Origin of the sequence: Pectobacterium carotovorum (assembly GCF_033898505.1) — a bacterium.
Taxonomy (GTDB): Bacteria; Pseudomonadota; Gammaproteobacteria; order Enterobacterales; family Enterobacteriaceae; genus Pectobacterium; species Pectobacterium carotovorum_J.
In genome coordinates, this window is sequence record NZ_JAXAFK010000002.1 from 418741 (window position 1) to 445036 (window position 26296).

The following is a 26296-nucleotide window of genomic DNA, read 5'->3' on the forward strand; positions in this document are numbered from 1 at the left end:
GCGAAAACCTCTAGAATTCGCCCCCGTAGTGATATTGCGTAAAGCAGTGTTGCGAAGGTGGCGGAATTGGTAGACGCGCTAGCTTCAGGTGTTAGTGTTCTTACGGACGTGAGGGTTCAAGTCCCTCTCTTCGCACCAACGTCACTACAGCGGTTCTCGTTTGTCGAACCGAAGCAGTAAATCAGTATTGCATAAGCAGCATGACAGAATTGCGAAGGTGGCGGAATTGGTAGACGCGCTAGCTTCAGGTGTTAGTGTTCTTACGGACGTGAGGGTTCAAGTCCCTCTCTTCGCACCATGTCATGATAGCTTTAACGCATAAAGCTGATTTTCCGCATAAAGCAGGTTTGCTGCATAAGACAAACAACGTTCTCAGTGCGAAGGTGGCGGAATTGGTAGACGCGCTAGCTTCAGGTGTTAGTGTCCTTACGGACGTGAGGGTTCAAGTCCCTCTCTTCGCACCACAGATTCCCTCTGTATCTTCCTGATTTTTTCCCTATTATTCTCTTTTATCCCGTTTCTGGCTATGCCGCTTTTTCGTGATTATTTACCATTCTGGGTTGTGTACTCTTTCTCGTTTACTGATCTACATCCACGTACATTTACAGCGTCGTGAGATTAAACGTGACGGACAGCGCCGCTAAGCCGCCAGCCAGCGCAACGCAGGACGGCAGCAGTAAATAGTGACGTAAGCGTTGATGGAACAGCATGACAAGCGTCGCCAGCAGGGCGATGGCGATAATCACTTTCAGATGCGTCAGGTTCAGATTGAGCAGCGCCAGTAGCGGCATGATGGCACAAGGTAACAGCACGCCCCAGGCACTGGACAGATGCTTCCCCATACACCAGCTCACACCCCATAGCCCGCAGGCTGTGATCATTGCTGTTAGCATTTTTCCACCCGTCAAAAGTGATAATGATAACTAATATCATATAAGAATTTATATCAATTACTAGCTTTTTGACGAGCAGATGGCCGGAATTTTCTCTATCACGGGATTAATCGGGATGCTGGCTACTCAGATGCTGGCGTATCAGGTGGATCATATTCACGATAACGGGCGATCGTTCATGTTTGCGCCAGATAGCCGCAATTTGTGTATGGATTTCAGGCATGCCGATATCGTGATAGGTCACGTTATCGGCCTGAATGCAGGCGAGTGATTCCGGCACCAGAGTAATGCCGAAGCCTGCCGCGACCATCCCGATCGTCGCCGTAAGCTGCGGGGCAAATGGGCTGGGTCTGGGGCCATAGCCTGACAGATAGCAGGTGCGGATAATCATATCGTGCAGTCCCGGACACACCTCGCGTGGGAAAATAATCAGCGGTTCCTGACGCAACTCGCTGAGCGAAACCTGCGCTTTATGGCTAAGCGCATGCCCCGCGGGTAATACCAGTTTCATCGGCTCCTCGGCCAAAATTTCCCCGTTAATCTCATCACTGAGATCGCAAGGTAAACGCAGAAATGCGATATCGATATTGCGTTCTTGCAGCGCAGCAATAAGCGTTGCCGGGTTTTCTTCCCTCGGTAGCGGTTGAACATGTGGATACTGCTGACAGTAACGATGCAGCAGGGCAAGCACCGTCGGATGGAACATGGCCGACGGTGAGAAGCCCACGTTCAGGCTTCCTTTTTCGCCTCGCGCAATACTTCTGGTCCGTGCAATCGCCGAATCGGTGAGTTGCAGAATCCTGCATGCGTCTTCATACAGCGCCTGTCCCGCCTCCGTCATTTCTACGCCGCGCGTCAGTCGCTTGAACAGCGGTGTCCCGATCTCCTGCTCGAATTTCTTGATTTGCTGGCTAAGAGGCGGCTGTGACATCCCCAGATTTTCTGCCGCACGCGTGAAATGCCGTGCCTGGGCAACGGCGACAAAATAGCGCAGATAACGTAGCTCCATTTACGTAACTCCATATGTTTCCGATCTTGAAATAGCCTGAATTGCATATTGGAATTTTGTTCTCTCCCGCGTCAATCTTTATCTAAATATTAGTAATATTTAAGTAATTGGTGCGGTGAGAAGGAATGTATGAAAACGAATGTCAGTGAACAATCCTGTGAGGAAGCCTTTGCCAGCTATGCTTATGATTTTCGTCAGCAGCATGCAGACAGCGTTATTTATCAGACCTCATTAATGAGTGGGCTAATAAATGGCGTATACGAAGGTAGCCGAACGATGGCTGAATTACTGGAACATGGTGACTTTGGATTAGGAACATTTAATAGTTTGGATGGGGAACTGGTTGCGTTAAATAGCCAGATTTTCCAGCTGTTATCCGATGGCAGCGCACGGGCGGCGAAGCCGGAGCAGAAAACGCCGTTCGCCGTAATGACGTTCTTTCACCCGACGGAAACGATCCGTTTTGATCGCTGGACCTCGCGCGAAGACGTGCATCGCCAGATCGATGAGATTGTGGGAACGGATAATTTGTTCTGCGCGCTGCGGATTGACGGGAATTTTCGCTGTGTTGAAACCCGTACCGTCCCCCGGCAGTGCCGGCCTTATAAACCGATGCAGGAAGCGGTTGAAGGACAACCGACATTTCATTTTGAGCACCGTAACGGCAGTGTTATTGGTTTTCGTAGTCCAGCTTACACTCAGGGAATTAATGTCGCGGGTTACCACGAACATTTCATTACTGACGATCGCCAGGGCGGCGGCCATATTCTGAATTATGACGTCGAACACGGCACGCTAACGTTTGGTGTGGTTGCCAAACTGATCATCGATCTGCCTCAGGATCGGGAATTTCTCAATGCCGATCTGTCCTCAGAAAACCTCAATAGCGTCATCAAGTCAGTAGAGAGCTAGTCATTTCATCGGAGTCATGTCATGGAAAAGTCCACCGAACAGCAAAGCTGGAGTAGCGGAGCCGAGCTGATTGTAAAACACCTGGAAGCGCAGGGCGTAAAGCATATTTTTGGTATTCCCGGCGCTAAAATCGATCGCGTGTTTGATGAGCTGGAAGACTCGACAATTCAAACGATCCCGGTACGTCATGAGGCGAACGGCGCGTTTATGGCGGCGGCGATAGGCCGTCTCACGGGAAAAGCGGGAGTGACGCTGGTGACATCCGGCCCCGGCTGTTCCAATCTGGTCACCGGGCTGGCAACGGCAACCGCAGAAGGTGATGCGGTCGTGGCATTGGGCGGGGCGGTTAAGCGGGCGGATAAGCTCAAGCTGACACACCAGAGTCTGGACACCGTTAGCCTGTTTCAACCGGTCAGTAAATTCAGTGCGGAAATTACGGCATCCAGCGCGATTTCTGAAGTGCTGGCGAATGCTTTCCGGGCAGCGGAAAGCGGCCGTCCAGGGGCGGCGTTTGTCAGCCTGCCGCAGGATATCGTCAATGAGCCGGTGAGTAGCCCTGTGCTGGCATGTCCGAATTTGCCGCTGCTAAACGGTGCGCCGCATAGTGACGTTGCCGAGGCGGCCAAACGGCTGCGACAGGCTAAAAATCCGGTGTTACTGCTCGGATTAATGGCTAGCCAACAGGAAAATGCACAGGCACTGCGTCGTTTTTTACACCGCAGCCAACTGCCGGTTACCAGCACGTATCAGGCTGCTGGCGTGATCGACCAGCAGCAGTTCGATCACTTTGCCGGACGCGTTGGATTGTTCAACAATCAGGCCGGGGATAAGCTGCTGCAACAGGCGGACGTGATCGTTACCGTAGGCTACAGCCCGATTGAGTACGATCCGGTGTTATGGAATAGCGGCAAAGCAACGCTGATCCACATTGACGTGCTGCGGGCTGAGATCGACAGCGCCTATCACCCTGATATCGAGCTGCTCGGGAATATCGCGATGACGGTGGATGCGTTGAATGCGTGTATCAGCGAGCCAGTGATCTTATCGGCGGGCACGCAGGCCGTGTTGCAGGATCGTCAGCGTCAGCGCCACGATCTCAGTACGCGTGCCATCAACATGGCTGGGTTTGCGATCCACCCTCTGCGTCTGGTACGGGCGATGCAGGATATCGTGAATGAAGATGTCACGCTGTGTGTGGATATGGGGAGTTTCCACATCTGGCTGGCGCGTTACCTGTATAGCTTCCGGGCGCGACAGATTCTGATGACCAACGGCCAGCAGACCATGGGCGTGGCGCTGCCGTGGGCGATAGCGGCATCACTGGTGCAGCCTGGCAAGAAAGTGGTATCCGTTTCCGGCGATGGTGGGTTTATGCAGTCCAGTATGGAGCTGGAAACGGCGGTGCGCCTGAAAAGCAATCTTCTGCATATCATCTGGGTGGATAACGGCTATAACATGGTGGAAATCCAGCAAATCCATAAATACCATCGTCCGGCGGGCGTGGCATTTGGGCCGATTGATTTCAAAGCGTATGCGGAAGCGTTTGGCGCGAAAGGGTTTGCGGTGGAATCCGCGGATGAACTGGTCAGCAAACTTCGTCAGGCGATGGACGTTGACGGCCCAGCGGTGATTGCGATTCCGGTTGATTATTCCGATAACCACTGGCTGATGGAGAATCTAAATATTAGCGTGCTGATTTGATACGTCAGGATCGCGTCTGTACGCTGGTATCTATTAATATTATTTACACTGTCTGCCCAGAGGAATCTGGGCAGACAGTAAAAGAGTAATATCCAGGAAAGTATTCATGTTAAGGGCTAACATTTTTCTGTATTTTATGAAAACAAGCTCATTCAATAGTTATTAAACAATGTGCTACCTTTCTCCATAAGTGTACTCAATCTTGTTAATTGTTGATTTGAATCCATATCGTGGAAAAATTCTCTGTGGCGATGCTAAATAACTATCAGCTAACGCTTCAGCCGCAGTTCGGTAAAACTTTTCTTGGTTTTTATTATACCAGGGGTCATCATGCGGGTTAGGGCTGAATTTGTAGGTTTGATCGCGTGTAGCCGCCATGATACGAATTCCGCGATTTCCTGCACCAGAACCATATTTTTGCTCTGCGTAAGTAAACTCCACGCCACTTTTGGTGAATTTTCCTTTGACATCTACCGCGAATGCGTTGTCGGCAGTAAACGTCAAAAATAGAAATGCCGATGCAGCAATAGAACGTTGCAATAATGTATTAATGTTTTTTTGCATAGCTTTTATCCTATATGATTTTAACAGGGAGAAACACATTTAAAATCTAGATGAGCATCTGAGTTTATGCAATTGGCAGTCAGATTCTATTAACTGTATTTTCTTGGTTTGCTAATAAATAGCAACTTTAAAGTTATAATCCAATCTATTATCTCGATCGTCATTTTAAGTAATATTAATTTTTCATGTAATTATTAATATAATGCTGCGTGACGATATTTTTTACACCTTAATCCTCGTCATACTTCAAGTTGCCTGTGAGTTGGCCGATCAAATTCGTTTCAGACGAATTTGATCTTTTAGCGCGTGCTGCCACATAGAAAAGACGCCTGAGATACGGCTCACAAAATCGTGATGATGGCGACATAAGGAAAAGCGTAAAGCAGGGGGCCGTTGCCGGATTTTGATTGAAAAAATCTAATTTAGCGTTGTTTTTATCATTAGATTATCTAATTCGAATGATATTCTTGCGTGGGGGGCATTGCCTGAGTTATCCAGCTTTAATGCCATTAATTTGTGAATTAGGCTGGTTTAAGTAAGTTATATTCTTGTTTTTGTCTATTGTTAAGAATATTACGCTGCTTTGTTTTTTGTGGACGATTCGACTTTCTTCGCCTTCTATATAATTTATCTTATGCCTAAGAGTGTGGTTTAACCTGCGCTTCGGTGGTAAGTTCAGTTAGAAGATATCGTTTGCGTAGTGTGTTTTATCGCCTGAACGCCATGCGCTGAAGAGGGATGAAGAATGGCAAAGCAGACCCCGTTGTACCAACAACATCTGGCCGATGGTGCCAAAATGGTGGATTTTCACGGCTGGATGATGCCGCTGCATTACGGTTCTCAATTGGATGAGCACCATATTGTGCGTCGGGAAGCTGGCATTTTTGACGTTTCCCACATGACCATCGTCGATTTGCACGGCGTGAGAACGCGTGAATTCCTGCGTTACCTGCTGGCGAATGATGTCGCTAAACTCACGCAGCCGGGCAAAGCGCTGTATACCGGCATGCTGAATGCTTCCGGTGGCGTCATCGACGATCTGATCGTTTATTTTCTCACGGAAGATTATTTCCGGCTGGTAGTGAACTCCGCGACCCGCGAAAAAGATCTCGCCTGGATCGAGCAGCACGCTGCTCCTTTTGGTATCGAAATCCGTGAGCGTGAGGATCTGGCGCTGGTCGCGGTACAAGGTCCGCAGGCGCAGGAAAAAGTGCAGGAATGCCTGAAGGCGAAAGGCTTGAGTGATGCAGACGTGGCAGCGGTAGCTGGCATGAAGCCATTTTTTGGCAAGCAGGCGGGGGATTTCTTCGTCGCTACGACGGGTTATACGGGCGAAGCCGGTTATGAAATTGCGTTGCCGAGTGAGCAGGTGGTCGAATTCTGGCAGCAACTGCTGGCAGTTGGCGTGAAGCCATGCGGGTTGGGCGCACGCGATACGCTGCGGCTGGAAGCCGGGATGAATCTGTACGGTCAGGATATGGATGAGGGCGTTTCGCCACTGGCGGCCAATATGGGATGGACGATTGCCTGGCAGCCGGAGGATCGCCAATTTATCGGGCGTGAAGCATTAACGCATCAGCGTGAAAAAGGGACCGATCAACTGGTTGGTTTAGTGCTGACGGAAAAAGGCGTATTGCGCAATGATTTACCTGTGCGCTTTACTGATAGTGATGGCGTGATGCGCGAAGGGGTCATCACCAGCGGATCGTTCTCGCCAACGCTTGGCGTGAGCATCGCGCTGGCGCGTGTTCCGGTGGGGATTGGTGAACAGGCGATTGTGCAGATTCGTAACCGCGAACTGCCCGTCCACGTGACCAAACCCGGCTTTGTTCGCGCCGGAAAAGCCATCGTTCAGTATTGATAGCGGCTTGCCTGTAAAGATAAGCGCATAGGATTAACGACTTTAGGAAAGGGGATGCAATGAGCAATGTACCAGCAGAATTAAAATACACCACGTCGCATGAATGGGTACTGCACGAGGGCGGCGGTATCTACAGCGTGGGCATTACCGAGCACGCGCAGGAGCTTCTGGGTGACATGGTCTTTATCGATTTACCTGAAGTGGGCACAGTCGTCGCCGCAGGCGATGACTGTGCGGTGGCGGAATCGGTAAAAGCGGCGTCGGATATTTATGCGCCCATCAGCGGTGAGATCGTGGAAATCAACGAAGATCTGGAAAGCTCCCCTGAGCTGGTCAACAGCGCGCCTTATGCTGATGGCTGGCTGTTCCGCATCAGAATTTCTGATGAGTCTGATTTGGACGAACTGCTTGATGCCGAAGCCTATCAGGCGTCGCTAGAAGAAGACGAGTAGTTATCGCGCCCTCGGTTTTGCTGAACCGGGGGCGTTTTGTTTTATTCGCCCGCGTCGTCTTTCAGCGCGGCAGCGATCACGATTGATGCAGGAAATTACTGTAATGACCCAGACACTCAGTCAACTCGAACATGACGGCGCGTTTATCGAGCGCCATATCGGTCCTTCCGTCAGCCAACAGCAGCACATGCTGTCGGTGGTGGGCGCGACGTCGCTGGATGCGCTGATCCGCCAGATTGTCCCGGTGGATATTCAATTGCCCAGCCCGCCAGCGGTGGGAGAGGCAGTGACGGAACATGAAGCGTTAGCTGAGCTGAAGGCCATTGCAGGACGCAATCAACGTTATAAAAGCTATATCGGTATGGGCTACAGCGCGGTGCTGATGCCGCCAGTGATTTTACGCAACCTGCTGGAAAACCCAGGCTGGTACACCGCCTATACGCCGTATCAGCCGGAAGTCTCTCAGGGGCGTCTTGAGGCGCTGCTGAATTTTCAGCAGGTCACACAGGATTTAACTGGTCTGGACTTGGCCTCCGCCTCGTTGCTGGATGAAGCGACCGCAGCGGCGGAAGCGATGGCGATGGCAAAACGTATCAGCAAACTCAAGCAGGCTGAGCGTTTCTTCGTCGCCGACGACGTACATCCGCAAACGCTGGACGTGGTGCGTACCCGCGCGGAAACCTTCGGTTTTGAGATTGTTGTGGGTAAGGCGGAAGAGGCGCTGAAAGACGGTGCGGTGTTTGGCGTACTGCTGCAACAGGTGGGGACGACGGGCGAACTGCACGATTACAGCGACCTGATGGCCGCACTGAAAGCGCGTAAGGTTGTCAGCTGCGTGGCGTCGGACATCATGGCGCTGGTGCTGCTGACCGCCCCGGGCAAACAGGGCGCGGACATTGTCTTCGGTTCCGCACAGCGCTTTGGCGTGCCGATGGGTTACGGCGGGCCACACGCGGCCTTCTTCGCCTGTCGTGATGAACATAAACGTGCGATGCCGGGACGTATCATCGGTGTGTCGCGCGATGCGGCAGGCAACACTGCGCTGCGCATGGCGATGCAGACGCGTGAACAGCACATTCGCCGCGAGAAGGCGAATTCCAATATTTGTACCTCGCAGGTGCTACTGGCCAACATTGCTGGGATGTACGCGGTATTCCACGGCCCAGAAGGGCTCAAACGTATTGCAGGACGCATCCACCGCCTGACCGATATTCTGGCGGCGGGATTAACGCAGGGCGGCCTGCTGCTGCGCCATCGCAGCTGGTTCGATACTTTGACCATCGAAGTCGCAGACAAGGACGCGGTACTGAGTCGGGCATTAAGTTTTGGCATTAACCTGCGCAGCGATTTGGCAAGCGCCGTGGGCATCACGCTGGATGAAGCGACCACGCGTGAAGACGTACTGGCGCTGTTTGCGGTGCTGTTAGGTGACGATCACGGGTTGGATATTGAGGCGCTTGATGCGGCTGTTGGTCAGCAAGCTGCGACGATCCCTGCCGGGCTGGTACGTCACGATGCGATCCTGTCGCATCCGGTGTTCAACCGCTATCACAGTGAAACCGAGATGATGCGTTACCTGCATCGTCTGGCGCGTAAGGACCTGGCGCTGAATCAGGCGATGATCCCGCTTGGTTCCTGCACCATGAAGCTCAACGCGGCGGCGGAAATGCTGCCGATTACCTGGCCGGAGTTTGCTGAACTGCATCCGTTCTGCCCGCCGGAACAGGCGCTGGGCTATCGTCAAATGATTGAACAGCTATCGGGCTGGTTGGTACAACTGACGGGCTATGACGCGATTTGCATGCAGCCCAATTCGGGTGCGCAGGGCGAATACGCGGGGCTGCTGGCGATCCGTCGCTATCATGAAAGCCGCAATGAAGCCAGCCGTAATCTCTGTCTGATTCCTAGCTCTGCCCACGGTACGAACCCGGCATCGGCGCAGATGGCGGGGATGGACGTGGTGGTGGTCGCCTGTGACAAGCAGGGCAATATCGATCTGCACGATCTGCGTGAGAAAGCACAGGCGGCAGGCGAGCAGCTTTCCTGCATTATGGTGACCTATCCGTCCACCCATGGCGTCTATGAAGAAACGATCCGTGAAGTGTGCCAGATCGTGCATCAATATGGCGGTCAGGTGTATCTGGACGGCGCGAACATGAACGCGCAGGTTGGTATTACGACGCCGGGCTACATTGGCGCAGATGTATCGCACCTGAACCTGCATAAAACCTTCTGTATTCCGCACGGCGGCGGCGGACCGGGCATGGGGCCGATTGGCGTGAAAGCGCATCTGGCACCGTTTGTACCGGGGCATCAGGTAGTAAAAATCGAGGGTGTGTTAACGGAGCAAGGCGCGGTATCGGCGGCACCGTTCGGGAGTGCCTCCATTCTGCCGATTAGCTGGATGTATATCCGTATGATGGGCGCGGAAGGGCTGAAACAGGCCAGCCAGATGGCGATCCTGAACGCCAACTACATCGCGACGCGCTTGCAGCAGGCCTATCCGGTGCTTTACACCGGCCGTGATGGTCGCGTGGCGCACGAATGCATTCTGGATATTCGTCCGCTCAAAGAGAGCACGGGTATCAGCGAGATGGATATCGCCAAGCGTCTGATCGACTACGGTTTCCATGCGCCGACCATGTCGTTCCCGGTCGCGGGCACGCTGATGGTGGAGCCAACGGAATCGGAGAGTCAGGTCGAGATCGATCGCTTTGTTGACGCGATGCTGGCGATCCGTGCCGAAATCAACCGTGTTGCGCAGGGCGAATGGCCGCTGGACGACAACCCGCTGGTGAACGCACCGCATACGCAGGCGGAGCTGGTGGCGGACTGGGCACACCCCTATAGCCGCGAACTGGCGGTATTCCCGGCTGGCAGCGAACACAAATACTGGCCGAGCGTGAAGCGTCTGGACGACGTTTACGGCGACCGTAACCTGTTCTGTTCGTGTGTGCCGATGAGCGATTATTAATAAGCGCGGTGTGAATATTGGCCTCGCACGTATTTTAACGCATGCGAGGCCAAATTTATTTGGCTACGGGGAATTTGAAGCTGATACCAGAAGGAGTTTTTGGTTTATTCGAACATTCCTCAATATTCAGCCTCTCTTATTTATAATAAGAAAGTGAATTAAGCTGTCTTTCATTTAGAGACTGAAACTTGCTTTCCGTTATTTTTATAATTGTGGGTAATAATTTCTTAATCCTTTCGTGACCATCTGGTTTAATAATTGCAATTACTTGAATATTCAGGGGATGGATATTATGTATTGCAAATACTAAGAAATTATCGCTTACTCTGCGATGGAGGGGATGTGATGCAGGCCACGGGGTCTCTTCTCCTGGAATGCGAATATGAGACTTGTAAATTCCAGAAAGGTTAGATTGAGAAGAACGTTCAAAACCGCCCATCTTTCCAAGATATGCAGAGACTTTTCCGTTGTTTTTATAATTTGCTAATGCTTTAGCAAAGAAGTTTTCCAATTGACCTGCGGCGGCATCATCAATAATGCTTACGCGGTTTTCCATGCTGGCGGCTCCATGCCAAGTCTCTTGTGACTGTCTTCAACTGACTTTTTGAAAGCAGCTAATTCTTCATCGTTAAATTCCCCTGCTTCTTCGTATTCAAGAGGAAGAAACTGAGCTCCGAGTGTGGCTACCCCCATAGTTAACTTCTTGTATTCGATGAAAGTGTTGATCGCGTGATTTTTCATTGTCATAAGCGTAGTGAGATGTGGCAACCAGGCTTTGTTATTTTCGGCAACAAAGAAGGTATAAAGAAGCCTCGTTATGCCATGATCAATTTGATTGACCTGATCGTTTAGCTTGTCGATGTCACTGCGTTGGATGTCTAGTGCTGCAATGTTCTCATCAGTTCCATTGCTAAGGGTATCGATAAACTCTTTATATTTTTCACAGTTTTTTTCAACGGGTGCCATGACTTTGTAGATGATTTTCAGTGCATCGGAGGCTTGTTTTTTGGAGATAGAATTCCCGTGACTTCTGTCAAAGTCAGATATGGATCGCTCAATAGGCTGAGACACGTTATTGAAAACGCTCTCTATCTTATCCGGCCCTTGGTTGACAATAGCCATAGCTTCAAGCCCTAGCATGATTGATTCCTTATAATTTTACAGGTTAAAAATGATACAGCAAAGTTAGTCACTCTTCCCAGCCGTATTTTTAGGGACTTCGAACCTTCCCGCAAATCACCTGCCAAAACGGAGATGAATCGTTCGCAGGCATATTTTCCCTACCCGAAAACAAACTGTCATTAAACTGACGCCCCACTGACACGCTAGCGTTCTAGGGTAAGGCCTCTGTGTTTCACACTGAGCGGCCTTTGAGTTATGCGTGCAAAATGCTTTCCCTATCTTGTGCTGTTGCCGACGCTGGTTTTTTTGCTTGCCTTCACCTATTTCCCCCTGCTGCGCTCGGTTATCGATAGCCTGTATGACACCCGGCTGAATGCCGATACGCCGCTGTTTGTCGGTATGGATAATTTTGTGCGTCTGGTGCAGGACGCGGTGTTCTGGCAGGCCTTGCTGAACAACGTGCTGTATATCCTGATGACGGTGGTTCCCGGCGTACTGCTGGCGCTGTTGCTGGCGGTGCTGCTGTGGGAAAACACGCGCGTTAACCGCTGGCTGCGTACTGCTTTCTTCTTTCCGATGATTATTCCGCTGGTGAGCGCCGCGACGCTGTGGCTGTTCATCTTTATGCCGGGGCTGGGGCTGCTGGATTACTATCTGGCGAAAGTGTTCGGCCCGATGAACAACAACTATCTCGGCATGAGCGACAGCGCGCTGGTGGCGGTGAGCGTTATCGGTATCTGGAAATTCGCGGGTTATTACATGCTGTTCTTTCTCGCCGGTCTGCAAGCCATTTCTGCTTCCGCCCGCGAAGCGGCGCTGATGGAAGGCGCTTCACGGCGTCAGGTGTTTTTCTACGTCACGCTGCCGCTGCTACGGCCAACCATCGCCTTTGTGGTCACTATCGCCTTTATCTACGCCATTACCCAGATCGACCATGTTGCTGTGATGACGCGCGGCGGGCCGAATAACGCGACGACCGTGCTGCTCTATTACATCCAGGATCTGGCGAATGACACGCACGATCTGGGTAAAGCCTCTGCGGCGACCTTCCTGACGCTGGCGATGCTGTTCGCCTTTTCCACTATGAATCTGAAAGTGCTGGAGAAAGGGGTGCATTATGAGCGTTGATCACCTGAATGTTGAGAACCTAAGCGTTGACGTTCGGCATGTTGCAAACCGCAGCGTTGCCAATCGCCACCCGCTTCGCATCACGACGCGATTCACGCTACCGCTGCTGCTGATTTGCGCTGCGCTACTGTGGGTCAGCCCGTTTATCTGGATGTTGTCTTCTTCCATTAGCACCAGCAGCTTCGGCGTAGATATGGCGTCGCTGCTGCCGCGTCTCCCATTTACGCTCGATAACTTCCGCGATGCGTGGGACAGCGCCAACTGGCTACAGCTTTACACCAACACGCTGATCTTTGCGGTCGGCACGTTTCTGGTACAGCTGGTGACGATCACCACGGCGGGCTACATCTTTGCCTATCACGAGTTTCGCGGCAAAACGCTGCTGTTCTATCTGCTGCTGATTCAACTGATGATCATGCCAGTCGTCATGATGGTGCCAAACATGATGACGCTCAAACAGCTTGGCCTGCTCAACACCCTGACTGGTGTGATGATGCCGTATTTCGCCTCGGCGTTTGGCGTATTCCTGATGCGTCAGGCGTTTCTCAATATCGCCAAAGAGATCGAAGAAGCCGCGTTGATGGAAGGCTGTCGCTGGTGGCAGGTGGTGTTTCACGTCCTGATCCCGATGACCTGGCCGTCGATTCTGGCTTTCGCCACGGTAAGTATTACCTACCACTGGAACGAATATCTCTGGCCGCTGATGGTGCTCAACGACCCGGACAAACAGGTACTGACCATTGGGCTGGTGTCGTTTGCCATGGGCGCGGAGTCCGGCGGGCAGTGGGGATTGATTTGCGCAGGTACGCTGCTGGTGTGTCTGCCGCTGATGGTGGCTTTTGTGGTGTTCCAGAAGCAGTTCCTGAGCAGCTTCGGCTTCTCGGGCATTAAGTGAATCGCTGATAAGGCCATGCGGGTAATACGGGTTACTTAAGCTCGCTGTTAGGGGAAACACAGGGGGAGGTTCCCGCAGGGAGGCCTCACCCCTGCGGTCGCCCCGTGTACCTCGATGCTTGAGCGATCGGCGTTAGGCCATGCGGGTGACTTAATTCTATTTATCAGGAGCGACAAGCTCCATGTATCTCGATCCTTAAACGATCGGCGTTCGCCAACGGGTGAAATAACGATAGAGGTGGTGGTTATGTTGCTGGCACAGATTTCCGATCTGCATTTTCGCAGTGAGGGGCGCAAGCTCTATGAATTTATTGATATTAACGGGGAAAATGCCAAGGTCATTAACCAGCTCAACGCGCTGAGCGAGCGGCCGGACGCGGTGGTGATTAGCGGCGATATCGTTAACTGCGGCAGTCCGCAGGAGTATCAGGTGGCACAGCGCGTGTTGCAGATGCTGGATTACCCGATGTACGTGATTCCGGGTAATCACGATGATAAGCAGCATTTCCTCAACGCGATGCGCCCGCTTTGCCCACAATTAGGCGATGATCCCGAGAACATCCGCTATGCGGTGGATGACTTCCCGATGCGCCTGCTGTTCATCGACACCAGTTTGGCCGGGCAGGCGAAAGGCTGGCTGACGCCGTCCACGTTGGGCTGGCTGGAGCAGCAGTTGCAAGATCACGCCACGCGCGAAACGGCGATCTTCATGCACCATCCGCCGCTCCCGCTGGGATCGGCACACATGGATCGGATTGCCTGCGAAAACGGGAGCGAGCTGCTGACGTTGATCGAGCGTTTCCCGCAGCTTACGCGGATCTTCTGCGGCCATACGCACCGCCTGATTATGACGCAGCATCGGCAGGCGATTATTGCCACCGTGCCGGGCACTGTCCATCAGGTGCCGTATTTCTACTATGACGACACGTCGTACTACAACCTGGAACCCGCCAGCGTGGTCATGCACCGCTATGTGCCGGTTACCGGGCTGGTCAGCTACAGCCAGTCGATTGCCTCGTACCCCGGGCCTTACCTCTACGATCCACGTATCAGCTGTCCGGTGGATGCGTAATGGCTGTGATTCAGTTACGTAATATCAGCAAACGCTTCGAGCATACGCAGGCGCTGGCATCGCTGTCGCTGGATATCGCTGACGGCGAATTTCTGGTGCTGGTCGGACCGTCCGGCTGTGGCAAAAGTACGCTGCTGCGTATGCTGGCCGGACTGGAGGACGTAAGCGACGGACAAATTCTGCTGGGTGACGACGACATTACGACGTGGAGCCCGAAACAGCGTAATTTCTCGATGATCTTCCAGAACTATGCACTGTTTCCGCACCTGACAGTTGAGCAGAACATCACTTTTGGGATGCGGATGCGCGGCGAGCCGAAAGCAGAGTATCCACAGCGCGTGCAGCGCGTTGCCAGCCTGCTCCAGCTTGAGCCGCTACTGAAACGCAAGCCGGGGAAACTATCTGGCGGTCAGCGCCAGCGTGTGGCGATGGCGCGGGCGATCGTACGCGATCCGCATTTATTTCTGATGGATGAGCCGCTGTCGAATCTGGATGCCCGCCTGCGCAGCGATGTGCGGGACGGCATTATGGATCTGCATCGGCAGTTGAAAACGACCACCGTTTACGTCACGCACGATCAGATTGAGGCGATGACGATGGCCGACAGGATCGCCGTGCTCGATCGCGGCGTGCTGCAACAGGTCGGGACGCCGGAACAGCTGTATTCACACCCGGCTAATGTCTTTGTCGCCGGGTTTATTGGCACGCCAGCGATGAATCTCGTGACGCTGCCCTGCACAGATGGCCGCGCCATGTTGCAGGCATTGCCTGTGGCGCTGCCTGACAGTGAAGAAACGCGAGCATTAACCAGCGTGCTGCTGGGGATTCGCCCTGAGCATATTACCGAACACGCCGCGTCAGACGGCGACTTGTCATTGCCGGGAACAGTGAAGCAGAGGGAGCTGTTTGGCGCGGAGTATCTGATACATGTGGATACGCCGTTGGGAAATATTCGCTACCGTCGGCCAAATCGCGATGGCGTGCCGGATGTCGGTGCCCCCATTGTGCTTCATTTTTCACCGCAGGATTGTCATTGGTTTTCCGGGCAAACCGCCCGTAATTTATCCCAGGAGAAAAGAAATGCGTAACCCCCGTATGATGGCGCTGGCGATAGCCTTGCTGATGTCCGGCCCCGCGCTGGCGAAAGAGAGTATCGATTTCATGTTTCCTGCGCCGGTTGATGGCAAGCTGACGATGGAAATGACGCGCATCATCAAGGAGTACAACCAATCGCAGGATCAGGTTGAAGTGCGTGGGATCTTCACCGGCAATTACGACACAACCAAGGTGAAAGCGGAAGCTGCCGCTAAAGCGGGCGATCCGCCAGCGCTGGTGATTATGTCGGCGAATTTCACTGCCGATCTGGTCATCAAAGATGAAATCCTGCCGATGGACGAGCTGTTCAAATACGGCAATGAAAAAGCCACGCCTTTCCTGACCAAAAATTTCTGGCCTGCGCTGCATCAGAATGCGCAGGTAATGGGGGTGACTTACGCGATCCCGTTCCACAACTCGACGCCGATCCTCTATTACAACGAAGACATGCTGAAAAAGGCCGGCTTTAACGAACCGCCGAAAAACTGGGATGAAGTGGTTGCCGTCGCGAAGAAACTGACTGACCCGGCGAAAGGGCAGTGGGGCATCATGATTCCGTCCACAAACGATGACTACGGCGGCTGGATGCTGTCTGCGCTGACGCGTGCCAACGGCGGAGCGTATTACAATGCCGATTATCCGGGCGAAGTGTATTACAACACGGCATCAACCAAAGGCGCGCTCCAGTTCTGGCGTGATTTAGTGTACCGCGACAAAGTGATGCCCGCTGGCGTGCTGAATTCCAAACAGATCAGCGCCGCGTTTTTCTCCGGCAAACTGGGCATGACGATGCTGAGCACCGGTGCGCTGGGCTTTATGCGTGAAAACACCAAAGATTTCCAGCTTGGCGTGGCGATGATGCCGGAAAAAGAGCGTCGCGGCGTAACCATCGGTGGGGCGAGTCTGGTGAGCTTCAAAGGGATTTCCGAAGCGCAGAAGAAAGCGGCCTGGCAATTCATGAACTATCTGGTCAGCCCGGAAGTCAGCGGCAACTGGAGCCGTTTTACCGGCTATTTCGCACCGCGCATGGCGGCCTACGATCTGCCGGAAATGAAGGATTATCTGGCGAAAGATCCGCGTGCGGCGATTGCGCTTTCACAGCTGCAATATGCCCATCCGTGGTATGCAACCTATGAGACGGTCGCGGTGCGTAAAGCGATGGAAAATCAGCTGGCTGCGCTGTTAAACGATCCGGCGAAAAAGGTTGATGACGCCGCTGCTGCTGCACAAAAAGAGGCGGATGGCATCATGAAGCCTTATGTGGATAAAACGGCGTTGCGAGACGTGAAATAAGGACATCTCGCCCCATTGATACTGGCTCAACGGGGCGGGAAAAGGCTAATTGCCTGCGCTTTCCGCCACTGCGGAAAGCGCGACCAGAATGGCGGTTTCCGGCGTCAGGACGGGAAGGGAAAGACCAGCCTGCATCAGCCAATCGCCAGAAACCACGATCGGTTGACGTAACCAGAGAGGAAGTTCACGCATGGTGCTGCCGCCTTCGCGCACCGTTTTGATTTCCGGACTATCCAGCAGTGTGACTTCATAACGCGCGTCGGGTCGCAGACCGGGGAAGCGCAGCGTACCCGCCAGCGAATAATTCGGCATACACAACTGGGCAATCTGAAAAACGGCATGCTGCCGATCGTGGCTGACCACGCCGGTGACCTGTGTGGCATTGTCCGGCATATCGACCCGCCAGGTGGTGCCGTTGTGCAGCAGCGGGCGCAGCGTTTTATGCAACTGGATGTAGTGGCGATAGCCTTCCAGTTCGTCGTCATCGGCCTTTACGGGATCCAGTTCGATGCCCATGTGACCGAACAGAGCGGTCAGGCCGCGAAAGGCGAGGGTATGGCGCCGATAGGTAGCGTGGCACCGTGCATGTCCGATGTGTTGCCCCATCACCTCTGGCGGGAAGAAGTAGCTCATGCCGCGCTGGATGGTCTGTCGCTCCAGCGCGTCGTTGTTATCCGACACCCAGAAACGCTGGGTGCGCTCCAGCACGCCGTAGTCGATACGGCCGCCGCCGGACGCGCAGGATTCAAACTCAACATGGGGAAAACGCTGACGCAGGGTATCGAGCAGACGATAGAACTGCCGAGTCTGCGCATCGGCGGCCAGACGCCCTTCATGGCCGGGCTGCACCAGCTCGCGGTTCATATCCCATTTCACATAATCGACCGGGTGCTCGCCCAGCAGCCAGCTCAGCCGCTCCAGCAGGTAAGCGAAGGCGTCGGGCTGATTTAAATTCAGCACGTACTGGTAGCGACCCGTTGGCTGTGCGTAGCCGGGCAATTGCAGCACCCAGTCGGGATGGGCGCGGAACAGGTCGGAATCGGGGTTGATCATCTCCGGTTCGACCCAAATACCGAACTCCATCCCCAGTGCTTTGACATGCTCGATGACGGGCATTAGCCCGTTCGGGTATTTTTCCTCGTCCAGATACCAGTCGCCGAGTGCAGCTCGGTCATGATGGCGACCGAGGAACCAGCCGTCATCGATAATGAAGCGCTCCACGCCGACGTCGGCGGCCTTGCTCGCCATCTGCATGATGTACTCTGGATCGTGATCGAAATAGATCCCTTCCCAGGTATTGAGGTGCACCGGGCGCGGCTTGTCGCCGCAGAATTGGATCAGGGACTGGCGCAGGAAGGTGTGGTAGCGCTGGCTCATGCCATTCAGGCCAGTATCAGAGAAGGCGGCGTAGACCCATGGTGTAGTGAGGGATTCCGACTGTGCCAGCGTGATTTCGCCCGGCAGATACAGGGCTTCCGCCTGCACGACGCGGCGTCCGTCCGTTTTAATATCGGCACGCAGACGGTGGTTGCCGCTCCAGCCTAAATGCACGCCCCAGACGGCACCATGCTGCTCATTGAACGCGGATTCACCGAGGATAAACGCGGGGAAATATTCGTGGGAGCTTCTTCCGCGACGGCTTTCCTGAATAAAGCCGCCGTGCTGCAACGTGAGACGGTGAGTCTGAAACTCACGTAGCCAGCGGCCGTGAAACGCCATGACGTCGCTCGCCCGTTCCGGGACGGGGAGCGTGACGGCCAGGCGCTGTACTTGCCAGACATCAGCGCGCAGATTCTGCAACGTGTGGCGCAGTTGCAGGACATCGGTCTGCGGATCCAGACGCAGCTCGCTGGTCAGACGCAATCCTGCCTGTGCATCTTCCGCTGTAATGATGAGCGTATTGTCCTGAACGTCAGCCTGCGTCGTCGTGAAGATCGGCGCGGCGTCATAGCCCGAGCGATGCCCCTCAATACCCGGGGAACCGAACTGGCCACGTCCGTATTCCATCGCCAGCGTCAGAGGGAGATCGACATCCAGACGACCGTTAGCAACGGGGCGTTGCAGAGAAACGATATCCTCTGGAGAGAAACCGCGCAGCCGTGGCCCCCAGTAGAGAATTTCCGCCGCCGGAGCGCAGCGAACGATGATATCGCACTGCGCGCTGGTTAATTGAACAAGATCACGCACCATGAGGAAGGCTCCCAATTACGATCCGATTAATGCCTCTTAGTGAAAACTTAAACGTTTAAGCCATCAACTTAAACGTTTAAGAAATGTGATTTTGTTAAAATAATCGTTAAGGAAGGGAGAAAGGTTGCGACGAAGATGTGAAGAACATCTCGTTGGCGGCTGGAGCCAATAAACCAACTGATGTCTTTATAAAAAGGCGGAAGAGGGCGGAATAGATTAGGCGGGAAAGCTCGTCTTACCGATGCGTAACGTCGGTTGCCATAGCACCTGCAAATTTTCTACGGCTTCGCCTGCGATGAGCGCCTGCGTCATGCTGGCAATCTGTTCGCCAACCTGCTCGCGCGTCGCTTGTTCTATGGCGGTCACGTTGATGTCGGTCAGGCTGTCCTGTGGCAGACCGTCATACATCACCAACGAAATGGGGGGTGAACTGGAAAGTCGGCCCGCCTGCTGCAATGCCGCAACGGCACCGTCGCCGTGCACATTGCCATCTATCACCATCGCGGTTGGCGGTTCAGGCAGTGCCAGAAGGTCGAGCATGGCCTGATATCCTGCGCGGCGCGTGGGGCTGACACAGCGCAGATAGGTTTCGTGAAACGGCAGACCGTGGTGTTGCAGAGCATCGCGATAGCCCTGACGACGCTGCATGATGAACGCCTGCGGGTGGTCTTCACTTAACATGGCGATACGGCGATGGCCGAGCGCGATCAGGTGCTCGGTCGCCAGCGCCATGCCAGCGCGGTTGTCAAAATCGAACCAGGCGTAAGGGTGGGGAAGCTGACTACGCCCCAGCGCCAGAAAAGGCACGTTGTGGCGTTGCAGTAGCGCCAGCCGCTCGTCCTGTTCGCACGTATGCGCCACAATCAGCGCATCAATGCGCTGGCTGGCGATCAAGCGGGCGGCTCCCTGACAGGCGTCTTGCTCATCGGCCAGCAGGAGAAAATCGACCTCGTGCTGCGCTAGCTTATGGCTGATTGCGCCAATCATCTCAAAAAAGACATCGTTACTCAGGGAAGAAGCGTAGGGATAGACCAGCCCGACGGCGTTGCTTTTGCCCATTTTCAGGCGGCGCGCGTGGGTATTGGGACGATAGCCGATACGTTCTGCTTCTTCCTGAATACGCTGGCGCGTGGCGTCGGAGATATCCCGATGGCCGTTCAGAGCACGGCTCACCGCTGCTACGGACAAACCCAGGTTATTCGCGATTGTTTTTAAAGACATCACCCTCTCCTGACGTGAATGCCCGGCTAGCGGGAAAACCGAATTATAGCAACCAGCCCTTGGCTTTGGCCTCTTCCAGATGCTGCTTCAGGTATTGCCACAGCTCCGGGTTGATCGCGGCGATGAATTCGGCGCGTTCAAGAACCTGCTCCAGACGAATGCCGTTTTCTACCCAGCTTTGCCCGCCGTTGTACAGATTCATCAGCATTGGCATGACGCGATCGAGCATCATGGCGAACTGGGCGCTGGGGGTTTCGTTGGCTTCATACTCTTCCCACAGATCGTGGAATCGTTGACGCTGTGGCTCCGGCAGCAGGCCAAAGATGCGGGCGGCGGCAGCGACTTCCTGATCGTGAATCGCCAGACGCGCGGAAAGATCGTAAACGATCACATCACCTGCATCGATTTCGACGATGTCGTGAATCAGCGCCATTTGGATCACGCGCTGGATATCCACGTTTTCACCTGCATAAGGTGCCAGCGCCATCGCGGCGACGGCAAAATGCCAGCTGTGTTCGGCAGAATCTTCGTGACGTTCGCTGCCGATGATTTTGTTACGGCGCTGCACGCTTTTTAATTTATCGATTTCTATCAGAAAGCCGAAAACATCGGTCATGGAGCCGAAATTCAGAGTGGATGGGAAAGATGACATGAAAAGCTTACCTCTTGCAGTGAAAACGATGCAGTAAAAATCATGCAGTGAAAACGATATGTAGTTAAAACCAAAACGATATGTAGTGAAACTACAGGAAAGCGCTGTAAGCGTCAGAACCGGATAACCGTAAACGCGAATAACCGGTAAAAACGGCAGAGCCCTTCAAAAAACAGGGAGATATCGAGGCCGATCATTGTAGGGGATGTTGCCCGAGATTGACATGCATGATTACACGTTAAGTCAGAGAGAAAGTGAGACGATAATTATTTTAGCTTACACGTGTACACTGAAACTATTCTCAGTTACTCTGCTCAAAGGTTAAACACCTGCGCCTGTGTCCCCTGTATGAAACCGGGGAAGGTAAGGCGGATAACGTCAGCGCATGATGTTGTGAAATGTGTACTGTTGCCGAATACAGTGGGATCTATTGATGTCAAAAAATACACAGATGTCGGATTACTCTCTGGCAGAGGAAATTGCGAACAGCATAAGCCATGGAATCGGTGTGATTTTCGGGATTGTGGGTCTGGTTTTATTGCTGGTTCAGGCGGTCAATAATGACGCTGGCAGCGTGGCGATTACCAGCTACAGCCTCTATGGCGGCAGTATTATCCTGCTATTTTTGGCGTCGACGCTGTATCACGCGATACCGTCTCAGCGTATTAAGCCGTGGCTGAAAAAATTCGACCACTGTGCTATCTATCTGTTAATTGCCGGAACCTATACGCCGTTTTTGCTGGTGGGGCTGGATTCACCGCTGGCGCATGGTCTGATGGTTGTTATCTGGGGGATGGCGCTGCTGGGTGTGATCTTCAAACTGGCGTTTGCCCACCGTTTTGAAGTGCTGTCATTGATTACCTATCTGGTGATGGGCTGGCTGTCGCTGGTGGTGATTTATCAGATGGTGATGAAGCTGGCGCCAGGGAGTGTGACGCTGCTGGCAATCGGCGGCGTGGTGTACACGCTGGGGGTGATTTTCTATGCCTGCAAGCGTATTCCCTATAATCACGCGATTTGGCACGGGTTTGTATTGGGCGGGAGCGTTTGCCACTTTCTGGCGATTTATCTTTATATTTAATCCTGCATAAAGCGCATGAACCTAAGTGGTTCATGCGCGATGTCACCCGCCGGATTAATCCGTTATTTCATACGGCAGCGGCTGAATCGTGAGCTGGCTGTCGGCATCTTCGCGTACGCGCAGAACATTCTCCGCGGTGAGATCGTTATTCAACACGGCCTGTACCCACACCTCACCGTTCTGCAATTGGCTGGCGGCCAACACCGTACCGGTACGGCGCCAGTTCTCGCCGAGCTGCAATTCGAGATCGTCCCCTGCTTGCGGCACCTGATTCGCCTTACCCGCCAACCAGTAAAGCGCACGCTTGTTTGCCCCACGATATTTTGCCCGAGCGACCATTTCCTGACCGGTATAGCATCCTTTGCTGAAGCTAATCCCATTTAATGCCTGTAAATTAGTCGCTTGCGGGATGAACTGCGCACTGTTTGCGCTGTCAATGATGGGCTGACCTGCTTCGATATCCAGCGTCAGCCACTGGCGGCTGTCGTTCAGACTGACTTTATCGCCGAGCTGCTCAAGCAGCGAAGCGCTTTGCTCAGGCGACAGCACCAGCAGGAAACGTTCTGCGGGATGGGCAAAATGCAGTAAGGTTGCCCCTTCGTGCTGCACGACAGGGTGATCGGCGTCTGGCAACTGGCTAAAGGCAGAGGCCAGCAGCTCGCGGATGCCTGCACCTGCCGCGCCGAGCAGTACGGCGTTGTCGTCCGGTACGATAGTTGTTTTCGAGAAAACGGCGTATTTTTTCAGTTCGCTAAGCTGGGCGTCGCGTAGGTTACGACGCTCAATGAAAGCAAAGCCTTCGCCGTGATGGAACAGGCGTAGGTTGCTCCACATTTTCCCTTTCGCGTCGCAGTGGGCGCAAAGGATGTGCCGATCGTCAGCGAGTGCGCTGACATCCGCAGTGACCTGTCCCTGGAGATACTTGACGGTATCCGGTCCGACCATCGTGGCCAGCGCCCAGTCATCCAACGAGATGAGCGTGGCGGCCAGTTGGGCGGAAGCAAATAGGGGTTGTGAGGCAAAAGGACGTTGATGAGCCGTATGTTCGTTAACCATATAGTACAATCCTGCGCTAAGGGCGATACCCGAATGGCTTAATGGTAAAAGAGCGCTCAGGGTTTGCAAGTGGTTATTCACGCAGCGTTATTGCATAGCACATCCTGATACCGATCGGCGCGCTCGTCGCGGCGCACGCCGGTAAACTATGTCAAAATGTTACTATTAGTTGATACCCGCTACCGGAATCGGAGTACACTAGCGGCACGTTGCGATAACAAGGTGGACATGAAACATGGAAATCGATAATAAATCACGCATTCATTGGGCATGCCGCCGCGGTATGCGCGAACTGGATATCGCGATCATGCCGTTTTTCGAGCATGACTATGACACACTCAGTGACAGTGATAAGCGCACGTTTGTACGCCTGTTACAAAGCGACGATCCCGATTTATTCAACTGGCTGATGAACCATGGCGAGCCGAAAGACGGAGAGCTGAAACGCATGATTTCTCTTATTCAGACGCGAAATAAAGATCGTGGCCCAGTGGCAATGTGATCTTCGCGTTTCCTGGCGTATGCAACTACTGTCATTGGTTGTGCATGGCCTATTAGTATTGCTCATTCTTCTGGCGCCGTGGCCGGACGGCTATGCGTGGCTGTGGCTGTGCCTGGTCACGATGGTGATGTTCGGTTTTATCCGTAGCCAAAGGAATATCAAATCCCGACAGGGGGAAATCGTTCTGCTCAGCGAAACGACCCTGAACTGGCGGCAGCAGGAATGGCAGATCGTTAAACGACCGTGGTTGCTGAAAAATGGCGTGTTGCTGTCATTGCAGGCCGTTAACGGTAAAGACAGACAACAGCTTTGGCTGGCATCGGACAGCATGGGCGATGACGAATGGCGTCATTTGCGTCAGCTTCTTTTGCAGCAGAAACACTGGGCGAGATAGCGGCGCGTTGGAAATGTTCTTATTCGGTCACCGTGTGACCGTGCTTTAAAATTGATTGGATATAACTGATGACTAAGCCCGCAGTGCAAAAAAATGGTCTGCATCCTCGTAATCGCCATCGCGACCGTTATGATTTTCCCGCGCTCAAACAGAGCTATCCCGCGCTTGTCCCGTTTGTCACGGTGAATGCCTACGGTGATGAGTCAGTGGACTTTGCGAATCCCGAGGCGGTGAAAGCGCTGAATCAGGCGTTGTTGCAGCATTTTTATCAGATTGAACACTGGACGATTCCAGACGGTTTCCTGTGCCCACCGATTCCTGGCCGTGCCGACTACATTCACCATCTGGCTGACTTGCTGGCGGAAGATAACCGCTCAGTGGTGCCGCGAGAGGCGTCCGTGCTGGATATCGGCTGCGGCGCCAACTGCATTTATCCGCTGATTGGGTATCGTGAATACGGCTGGCGTTTTACCGGCAGTGAAATTAATCCGCTCGCAATGAAAGCGGCCAACCAGACGATTGAGGCTAATCCCGGTTTGAACCGAGCGATTCGCCTGCGCCGTCAAAAAAGCAGTACAGCGATACTGGCAGGGATTATTCACAAGAACGAGACGTTTGATGCGGTCATGTGTAATCCGCCATTCCACGCTTCCGCTGAGGATGCGCGTCAGGGAACGCAGCGTAAACTGCATAACCTGGGGCTGGATAAACGCTCACCGCTGAATTTTGGCGGCCAGCAGGATGAGCTGTGGTGTGAGGGGGGCGAGTCAGCGTTTATTGGTCAGATGATTAAGGAGAGCGCCGGTTTTGCCCGTCAGTGCCTGTGGTTTACGTCGCTGGTATCGCGCAAAGAGAACCTGCCGGAGATTTATCGCGCGCTGGAAGCGGTTGACGCAGAAAAGGTCAGAACCATCGATATGGCGCAAGGCCAGAAGCAAAGCCGCTTTGTTGCGTGGAGTTTCCTTGATACCGCCGCGCGTACCCGCTGGTTACAAAAGCGCTAAGCCACTTCAACGGATGCGGATACCGGTAAGGTATCCGTGAACGTATTACTCAACGGTAATCGTATCCGGTTCCTGCTGGGTTACCTTCAACGATGTCCCCTGAATCGCCATAAACACCGCTTCCCGTCGGGTCAGATAACCTTTGACGGGATGCGGCTTAATCGCGCCCGTCAGCGTGGTATCGGTGATGATGCCGCAGCCCGTCGCGTGTGCGATTTGCTGGGCAGTCTCATCAAATCTGGAGAAATCGATAGCGTAATATTGCGGTACATCGCATTTCCCGCCTAGATTTCTGGCGTATTCCTGCGTGCCTGTTTGAGCACAACCAGCAAGCAACAATCCTGCGACCGCTATGAGTAACATTTTCATCGTGCTTACCTCTGTTGAGTCGTACCGTTTACAGTAATGACGCCATTTCTTGCAGGATCTGTTCGCACCACTGTTCCAACCGCTCATCGCTGAGATCGTATTGGTTCACTTCGTCCAGCGCCAGCCCGACAAAGTGTTTGCCGTCAGCGGCCAGCGGTTTTGGACTGATGAAATCATAGCCTTCTGTCGGCCAGTATCCAACGAACGTGACACCCAGCGGCAGCAGTTGGTCATGCAACATGCCCAACGCATCAAGGAACCATTCGCTATAGCCAAGCTGGTCGCCCATACCGTAGAGCGCCACGACTTTGCCTTTGAGGTTTAGCGTCGCTAATTGACCCCAGATGTTCTCCCAGTCTTCCTGAATCTCTCCGAAATCCCAGGTGGGGATGCCGAGAATCAGCGTACTGTAGTCTTCCATACGTTGAGGTTCGACATCCTTAATATTGTGCAGATCCACCAGTTCTTCGCCCAGAATGTCGCGAATTTTTTCCGCCGCCATTTCGGTGTAGCAGGTGCTTGAGCCGTAAAACAGACCGATTTTCATACTATCTATAAGTCCATGATTTAATTATTTTATAAAATCAATGCATTGGTTCAGTTTCTGCGCTGTGACGTGACATGCCTAAATGTGGCAAGTCCATCGCTCATATGCAGCAGAAAACAGGCAATGAGTGTCATATTCGGTGATATCGAGGTCTTTTACAATCGCTGGCGAAACTCGCGGTGCAGAGCGATTGGCTGAAATGGGGGGCACAAGAACCGTATTTGAGGGAAATGGTCTCAGTGAGAAAAACGTATCTCATTACAACATGCAGAGCTCTCTTCGTTAGCGCTATAGGCTGGGGGCTAACGAA

At 53.3% G+C, this 26296-nt stretch carries 25 protein-coding genes and 3 tRNA genes; 17 read left to right on the plus strand and 11 right to left on the minus strand.

Going from position 1 to position 26296, the window contains the following annotated elements:
- The first annotated feature begins 51 nt into the window (after positions 1 to 51).
- The 3 genes from R9X49_RS13915 to R9X49_RS13925 all read left to right on the plus strand — a co-directional run bounded on the left by R9X49_RS13915 (position 52) and on the right by R9X49_RS13925 (position 464).
- Positions 52 to 138, plus strand: a tRNA-Leu gene (locus R9X49_RS13915).
- A gap of 73 nt (positions 139 to 211) precedes the next feature.
- Positions 212 to 298: transfer RNA gene (locus R9X49_RS13920), tRNA-Leu, on the plus strand.
- Between the two features lie 79 nt (positions 299 to 377).
- A tRNA-Leu gene (locus R9X49_RS13925) sits at positions 378 to 464 on the plus strand.
- A 138-nt stretch (positions 465 to 602) separates the two neighbouring features.
- Here the strand turns inward: R9X49_RS13925 and R9X49_RS13930 are convergent.
- Positions 603 to 893 carry a DUF1435 domain-containing protein gene (locus R9X49_RS13930; protein ID WP_319848970.1) on the minus strand — a complete coding sequence of 97 codons (291 nt, stop codon included), beginning with the start codon at positions 891 to 893 and terminating at the stop codon, positions 603 to 605.
- 106 nt (positions 894 to 999) lie between these two features.
- Positions 1000 to 1902 (minus strand): LysR family transcriptional regulator, encoded by a 903-nt coding sequence (locus R9X49_RS13935; RefSeq protein WP_319848971.1) that lies wholly within the window; start codon positions 1900 to 1902, stop codon positions 1000 to 1002.
- A gap of 129 nt (positions 1903 to 2031) precedes the next feature.
- On the opposite strand from R9X49_RS13935, the gene budA reads away from it, so the two are divergent.
- Positions 2032 to 2814, plus strand: a complete 783-nt coding sequence (gene budA / locus R9X49_RS13940; protein ID WP_319848972.1) for an acetolactate decarboxylase — start codon at positions 2032 to 2034, stop codon at positions 2812 to 2814.
- A 21-nt stretch (positions 2815 to 2835) separates the two neighbouring features.
- The gene (gene alsS / locus R9X49_RS13945) at positions 2836 to 4515 is read left to right on the plus strand and encodes an acetolactate synthase AlsS (protein WP_319848974.1); all 1680 of its coding nucleotides are present in this window, start codon (positions 2836 to 2838) and stop codon (positions 4513 to 4515) included.
- 174 nt (positions 4516 to 4689) lie between these two features.
- Here the strand turns inward: alsS and R9X49_RS13950 are convergent, their stop codons facing one another.
- Entirely contained in the window at positions 4690 to 5079 is a 390-nt protein-coding gene (locus tag R9X49_RS13950) for a hypothetical protein (RefSeq protein WP_319848975.1), read from the minus strand.
- A gap of 745 nt (positions 5080 to 5824) precedes the next feature.
- On the opposite strand from R9X49_RS13950, the gene gcvT reads away from it, so the two are divergent.
- The 3 genes from gcvT (at position 5825) to gcvP (ending at position 10366) form a co-directional block, all read left to right on the plus strand.
- Positions 5825 to 6940: a glycine cleavage system aminomethyltransferase GcvT gene (gene gcvT / locus R9X49_RS13955; RefSeq protein ID WP_319848976.1), complete on the plus strand. Its 1116-nt coding sequence runs from the start codon at positions 5825 to 5827 to the stop codon at positions 6938 to 6940.
- 59 nt (positions 6941 to 6999) lie between these two features.
- Complete coding sequence (gene gcvH / locus R9X49_RS13960) at positions 7000 to 7392, plus strand: glycine cleavage system protein GcvH (protein WP_271876023.1); 393 nt, start codon at positions 7000 to 7002, stop codon at positions 7390 to 7392.
- 103 nt (positions 7393 to 7495) lie between these two features.
- Entirely contained in the window at positions 7496 to 10366 is a 2871-nt protein-coding gene (gene gcvP / locus R9X49_RS13965) for an aminomethyl-transferring glycine dehydrogenase (protein WP_319848977.1), read from the plus strand.
- Positions 10367 to 10502: 136 nt separating this feature from the next.
- Here gcvP and R9X49_RS13970 read toward each other — a convergent pair whose 3' ends face one another.
- Both R9X49_RS13970 and R9X49_RS13975 read right to left on the minus strand, forming a co-directional pair.
- On the minus strand, positions 10503 to 10922 hold the full coding sequence (locus R9X49_RS13970; protein ID WP_319848978.1) for a type II toxin-antitoxin system YafO family toxin: 420 nt from the start codon (positions 10920 to 10922) through the stop codon (positions 10503 to 10505).
- A complete protein-coding gene (locus R9X49_RS13975) occupies positions 10907 to 11506 on the minus strand; it encodes a hypothetical protein (RefSeq protein WP_319848979.1) in 600 nt (199 codons plus the stop codon). Before R9X49_RS13975 ends, R9X49_RS13970 begins: the two co-directional genes overlap by 16 nt.
- Positions 11507 to 11743: 237 nt before the next feature.
- Between R9X49_RS13975 and R9X49_RS13980 the strand changes: the two genes are divergently transcribed.
- The 5 genes from R9X49_RS13980 (at position 11744) to R9X49_RS14000 (ending at position 16970) form a co-directional block, all read left to right on the plus strand.
- Entirely contained in the window at positions 11744 to 12616 is an 873-nt protein-coding gene (locus R9X49_RS13980; protein WP_319848980.1) for a sugar ABC transporter permease, read from the plus strand.
- Positions 12606 to 13511 carry a carbohydrate ABC transporter permease gene (locus tag R9X49_RS13985; protein ID WP_319848981.1) on the plus strand — a complete coding sequence of 302 codons (906 nt, stop codon included), beginning with the start codon at positions 12606 to 12608 and terminating at the stop codon, positions 13509 to 13511. Before R9X49_RS13980 ends, R9X49_RS13985 begins: the two co-directional genes overlap by 11 nt.
- A 246-nt stretch (positions 13512 to 13757) precedes the next feature.
- Positions 13758 to 14582, plus strand: coding sequence for a phosphodiesterase (locus tag R9X49_RS13990; protein ID WP_225086916.1), 825 nt, complete (start codon positions 13758 to 13760; stop codon positions 14580 to 14582).
- Positions 14582 to 15670 carry an ABC transporter ATP-binding protein gene (locus tag R9X49_RS13995; protein ID WP_319848982.1) on the plus strand — a complete coding sequence of 363 codons (1089 nt, stop codon included), beginning with the start codon at positions 14582 to 14584 and terminating at the stop codon, positions 15668 to 15670. Before R9X49_RS13990 ends, R9X49_RS13995 begins: the two co-directional genes overlap by 1 nt.
- The gene (locus tag R9X49_RS14000; protein WP_319848983.1) at positions 15663 to 16970 is read left to right on the plus strand and encodes an ABC transporter substrate-binding protein; all 1308 of its coding nucleotides are present in this window, start codon (positions 15663 to 15665) and stop codon (positions 16968 to 16970) included. The genes R9X49_RS13995 and R9X49_RS14000 overlap by 8 nt, the downstream gene beginning before the upstream one ends.
- Positions 16971 to 17015: 45 nt before the next feature.
- Here R9X49_RS14000 and R9X49_RS14005 read toward each other — a convergent pair whose 3' ends face one another.
- From R9X49_RS14005 to R9X49_RS14015, 3 genes are all read right to left on the minus strand, one after another.
- Positions 17016 to 19160 (minus strand): alpha-galactosidase, encoded by a 2145-nt coding sequence (locus tag R9X49_RS14005; RefSeq protein WP_319848985.1) that lies wholly within the window; start codon positions 19158 to 19160, stop codon positions 17016 to 17018.
- A gap of 216 nt (positions 19161 to 19376) precedes the next feature.
- Complete coding sequence (locus R9X49_RS14010; protein ID WP_319848987.1) at positions 19377 to 20381, minus strand: LacI family DNA-binding transcriptional regulator; 1005 nt, start codon at positions 20379 to 20381, stop codon at positions 19377 to 19379.
- A gap of 43 nt (positions 20382 to 20424) precedes the next feature.
- A complete protein-coding gene (locus R9X49_RS14015; RefSeq protein ID WP_319848988.1) occupies positions 20425 to 21033 on the minus strand; it encodes an HD domain-containing protein in 609 nt (202 codons plus the stop codon).
- A 433-nt stretch (positions 21034 to 21466) separates the two neighbouring features.
- Here R9X49_RS14015 and trhA point away from each other — a divergent pair, with 433 nt between their 5' ends.
- Complete coding sequence (gene trhA / locus R9X49_RS14020) at positions 21467 to 22114, plus strand: PAQR family membrane homeostasis protein TrhA (protein ID WP_319848989.1); 648 nt, start codon at positions 21467 to 21469, stop codon at positions 22112 to 22114.
- A 54-nt stretch (positions 22115 to 22168) separates the two neighbouring features.
- Here trhA and ygfZ read toward each other — a convergent pair whose 3' ends face one another.
- On the minus strand, positions 22169 to 23170 hold the full coding sequence (gene ygfZ, locus R9X49_RS14025; protein WP_319848990.1) for a tRNA-modifying protein YgfZ: 1002 nt from the start codon (positions 23168 to 23170) through the stop codon (positions 22169 to 22171).
- A 235-nt stretch (positions 23171 to 23405) separates the two neighbouring features.
- Here ygfZ and sdhE point away from each other — a divergent pair, with 235 nt between their 5' ends.
- The 3 genes from sdhE (at position 23406) to rlmF (ending at position 25070) form a co-directional block, all read left to right on the plus strand.
- Positions 23406 to 23672, plus strand: coding sequence for an FAD assembly factor SdhE (gene sdhE, locus R9X49_RS14030; protein ID WP_012773340.1), 267 nt, complete (start codon positions 23406 to 23408; stop codon positions 23670 to 23672).
- Between the two features lie 19 nt (positions 23673 to 23691).
- Positions 23692 to 24066: a protein YgfX gene (locus tag R9X49_RS14035; protein ID WP_319848991.1), complete on the plus strand. Its 375-nt coding sequence runs from the start codon at positions 23692 to 23694 to the stop codon at positions 24064 to 24066.
- A gap of 68 nt (positions 24067 to 24134) precedes the next feature.
- On the plus strand, positions 24135 to 25070 hold the full coding sequence (rlmF, locus tag R9X49_RS14040; protein ID WP_319848992.1) for a 23S rRNA (adenine(1618)-N(6))-methyltransferase RlmF: 936 nt from the start codon (positions 24135 to 24137) through the stop codon (positions 25068 to 25070).
- 45 nt (positions 25071 to 25115) lie between these two features.
- On the opposite strand, the gene R9X49_RS14045 is transcribed toward rlmF, so the two are convergent.
- Together R9X49_RS14045 and fldB are read right to left on the minus strand one after the other, a co-directional pair.
- Positions 25116 to 25439, minus strand: coding sequence for a hypothetical protein (locus tag R9X49_RS14045; protein ID WP_095993682.1), 324 nt, complete (start codon positions 25437 to 25439; stop codon positions 25116 to 25118).
- Between the two features lie 28 nt (positions 25440 to 25467).
- Positions 25468 to 25986: a flavodoxin FldB gene (fldB, locus tag R9X49_RS14050; RefSeq protein ID WP_319848994.1), complete on the minus strand. Its 519-nt coding sequence runs from the start codon at positions 25984 to 25986 to the stop codon at positions 25468 to 25470.
- Positions 25987 to 26296: the final 310 nt, after the last annotated feature.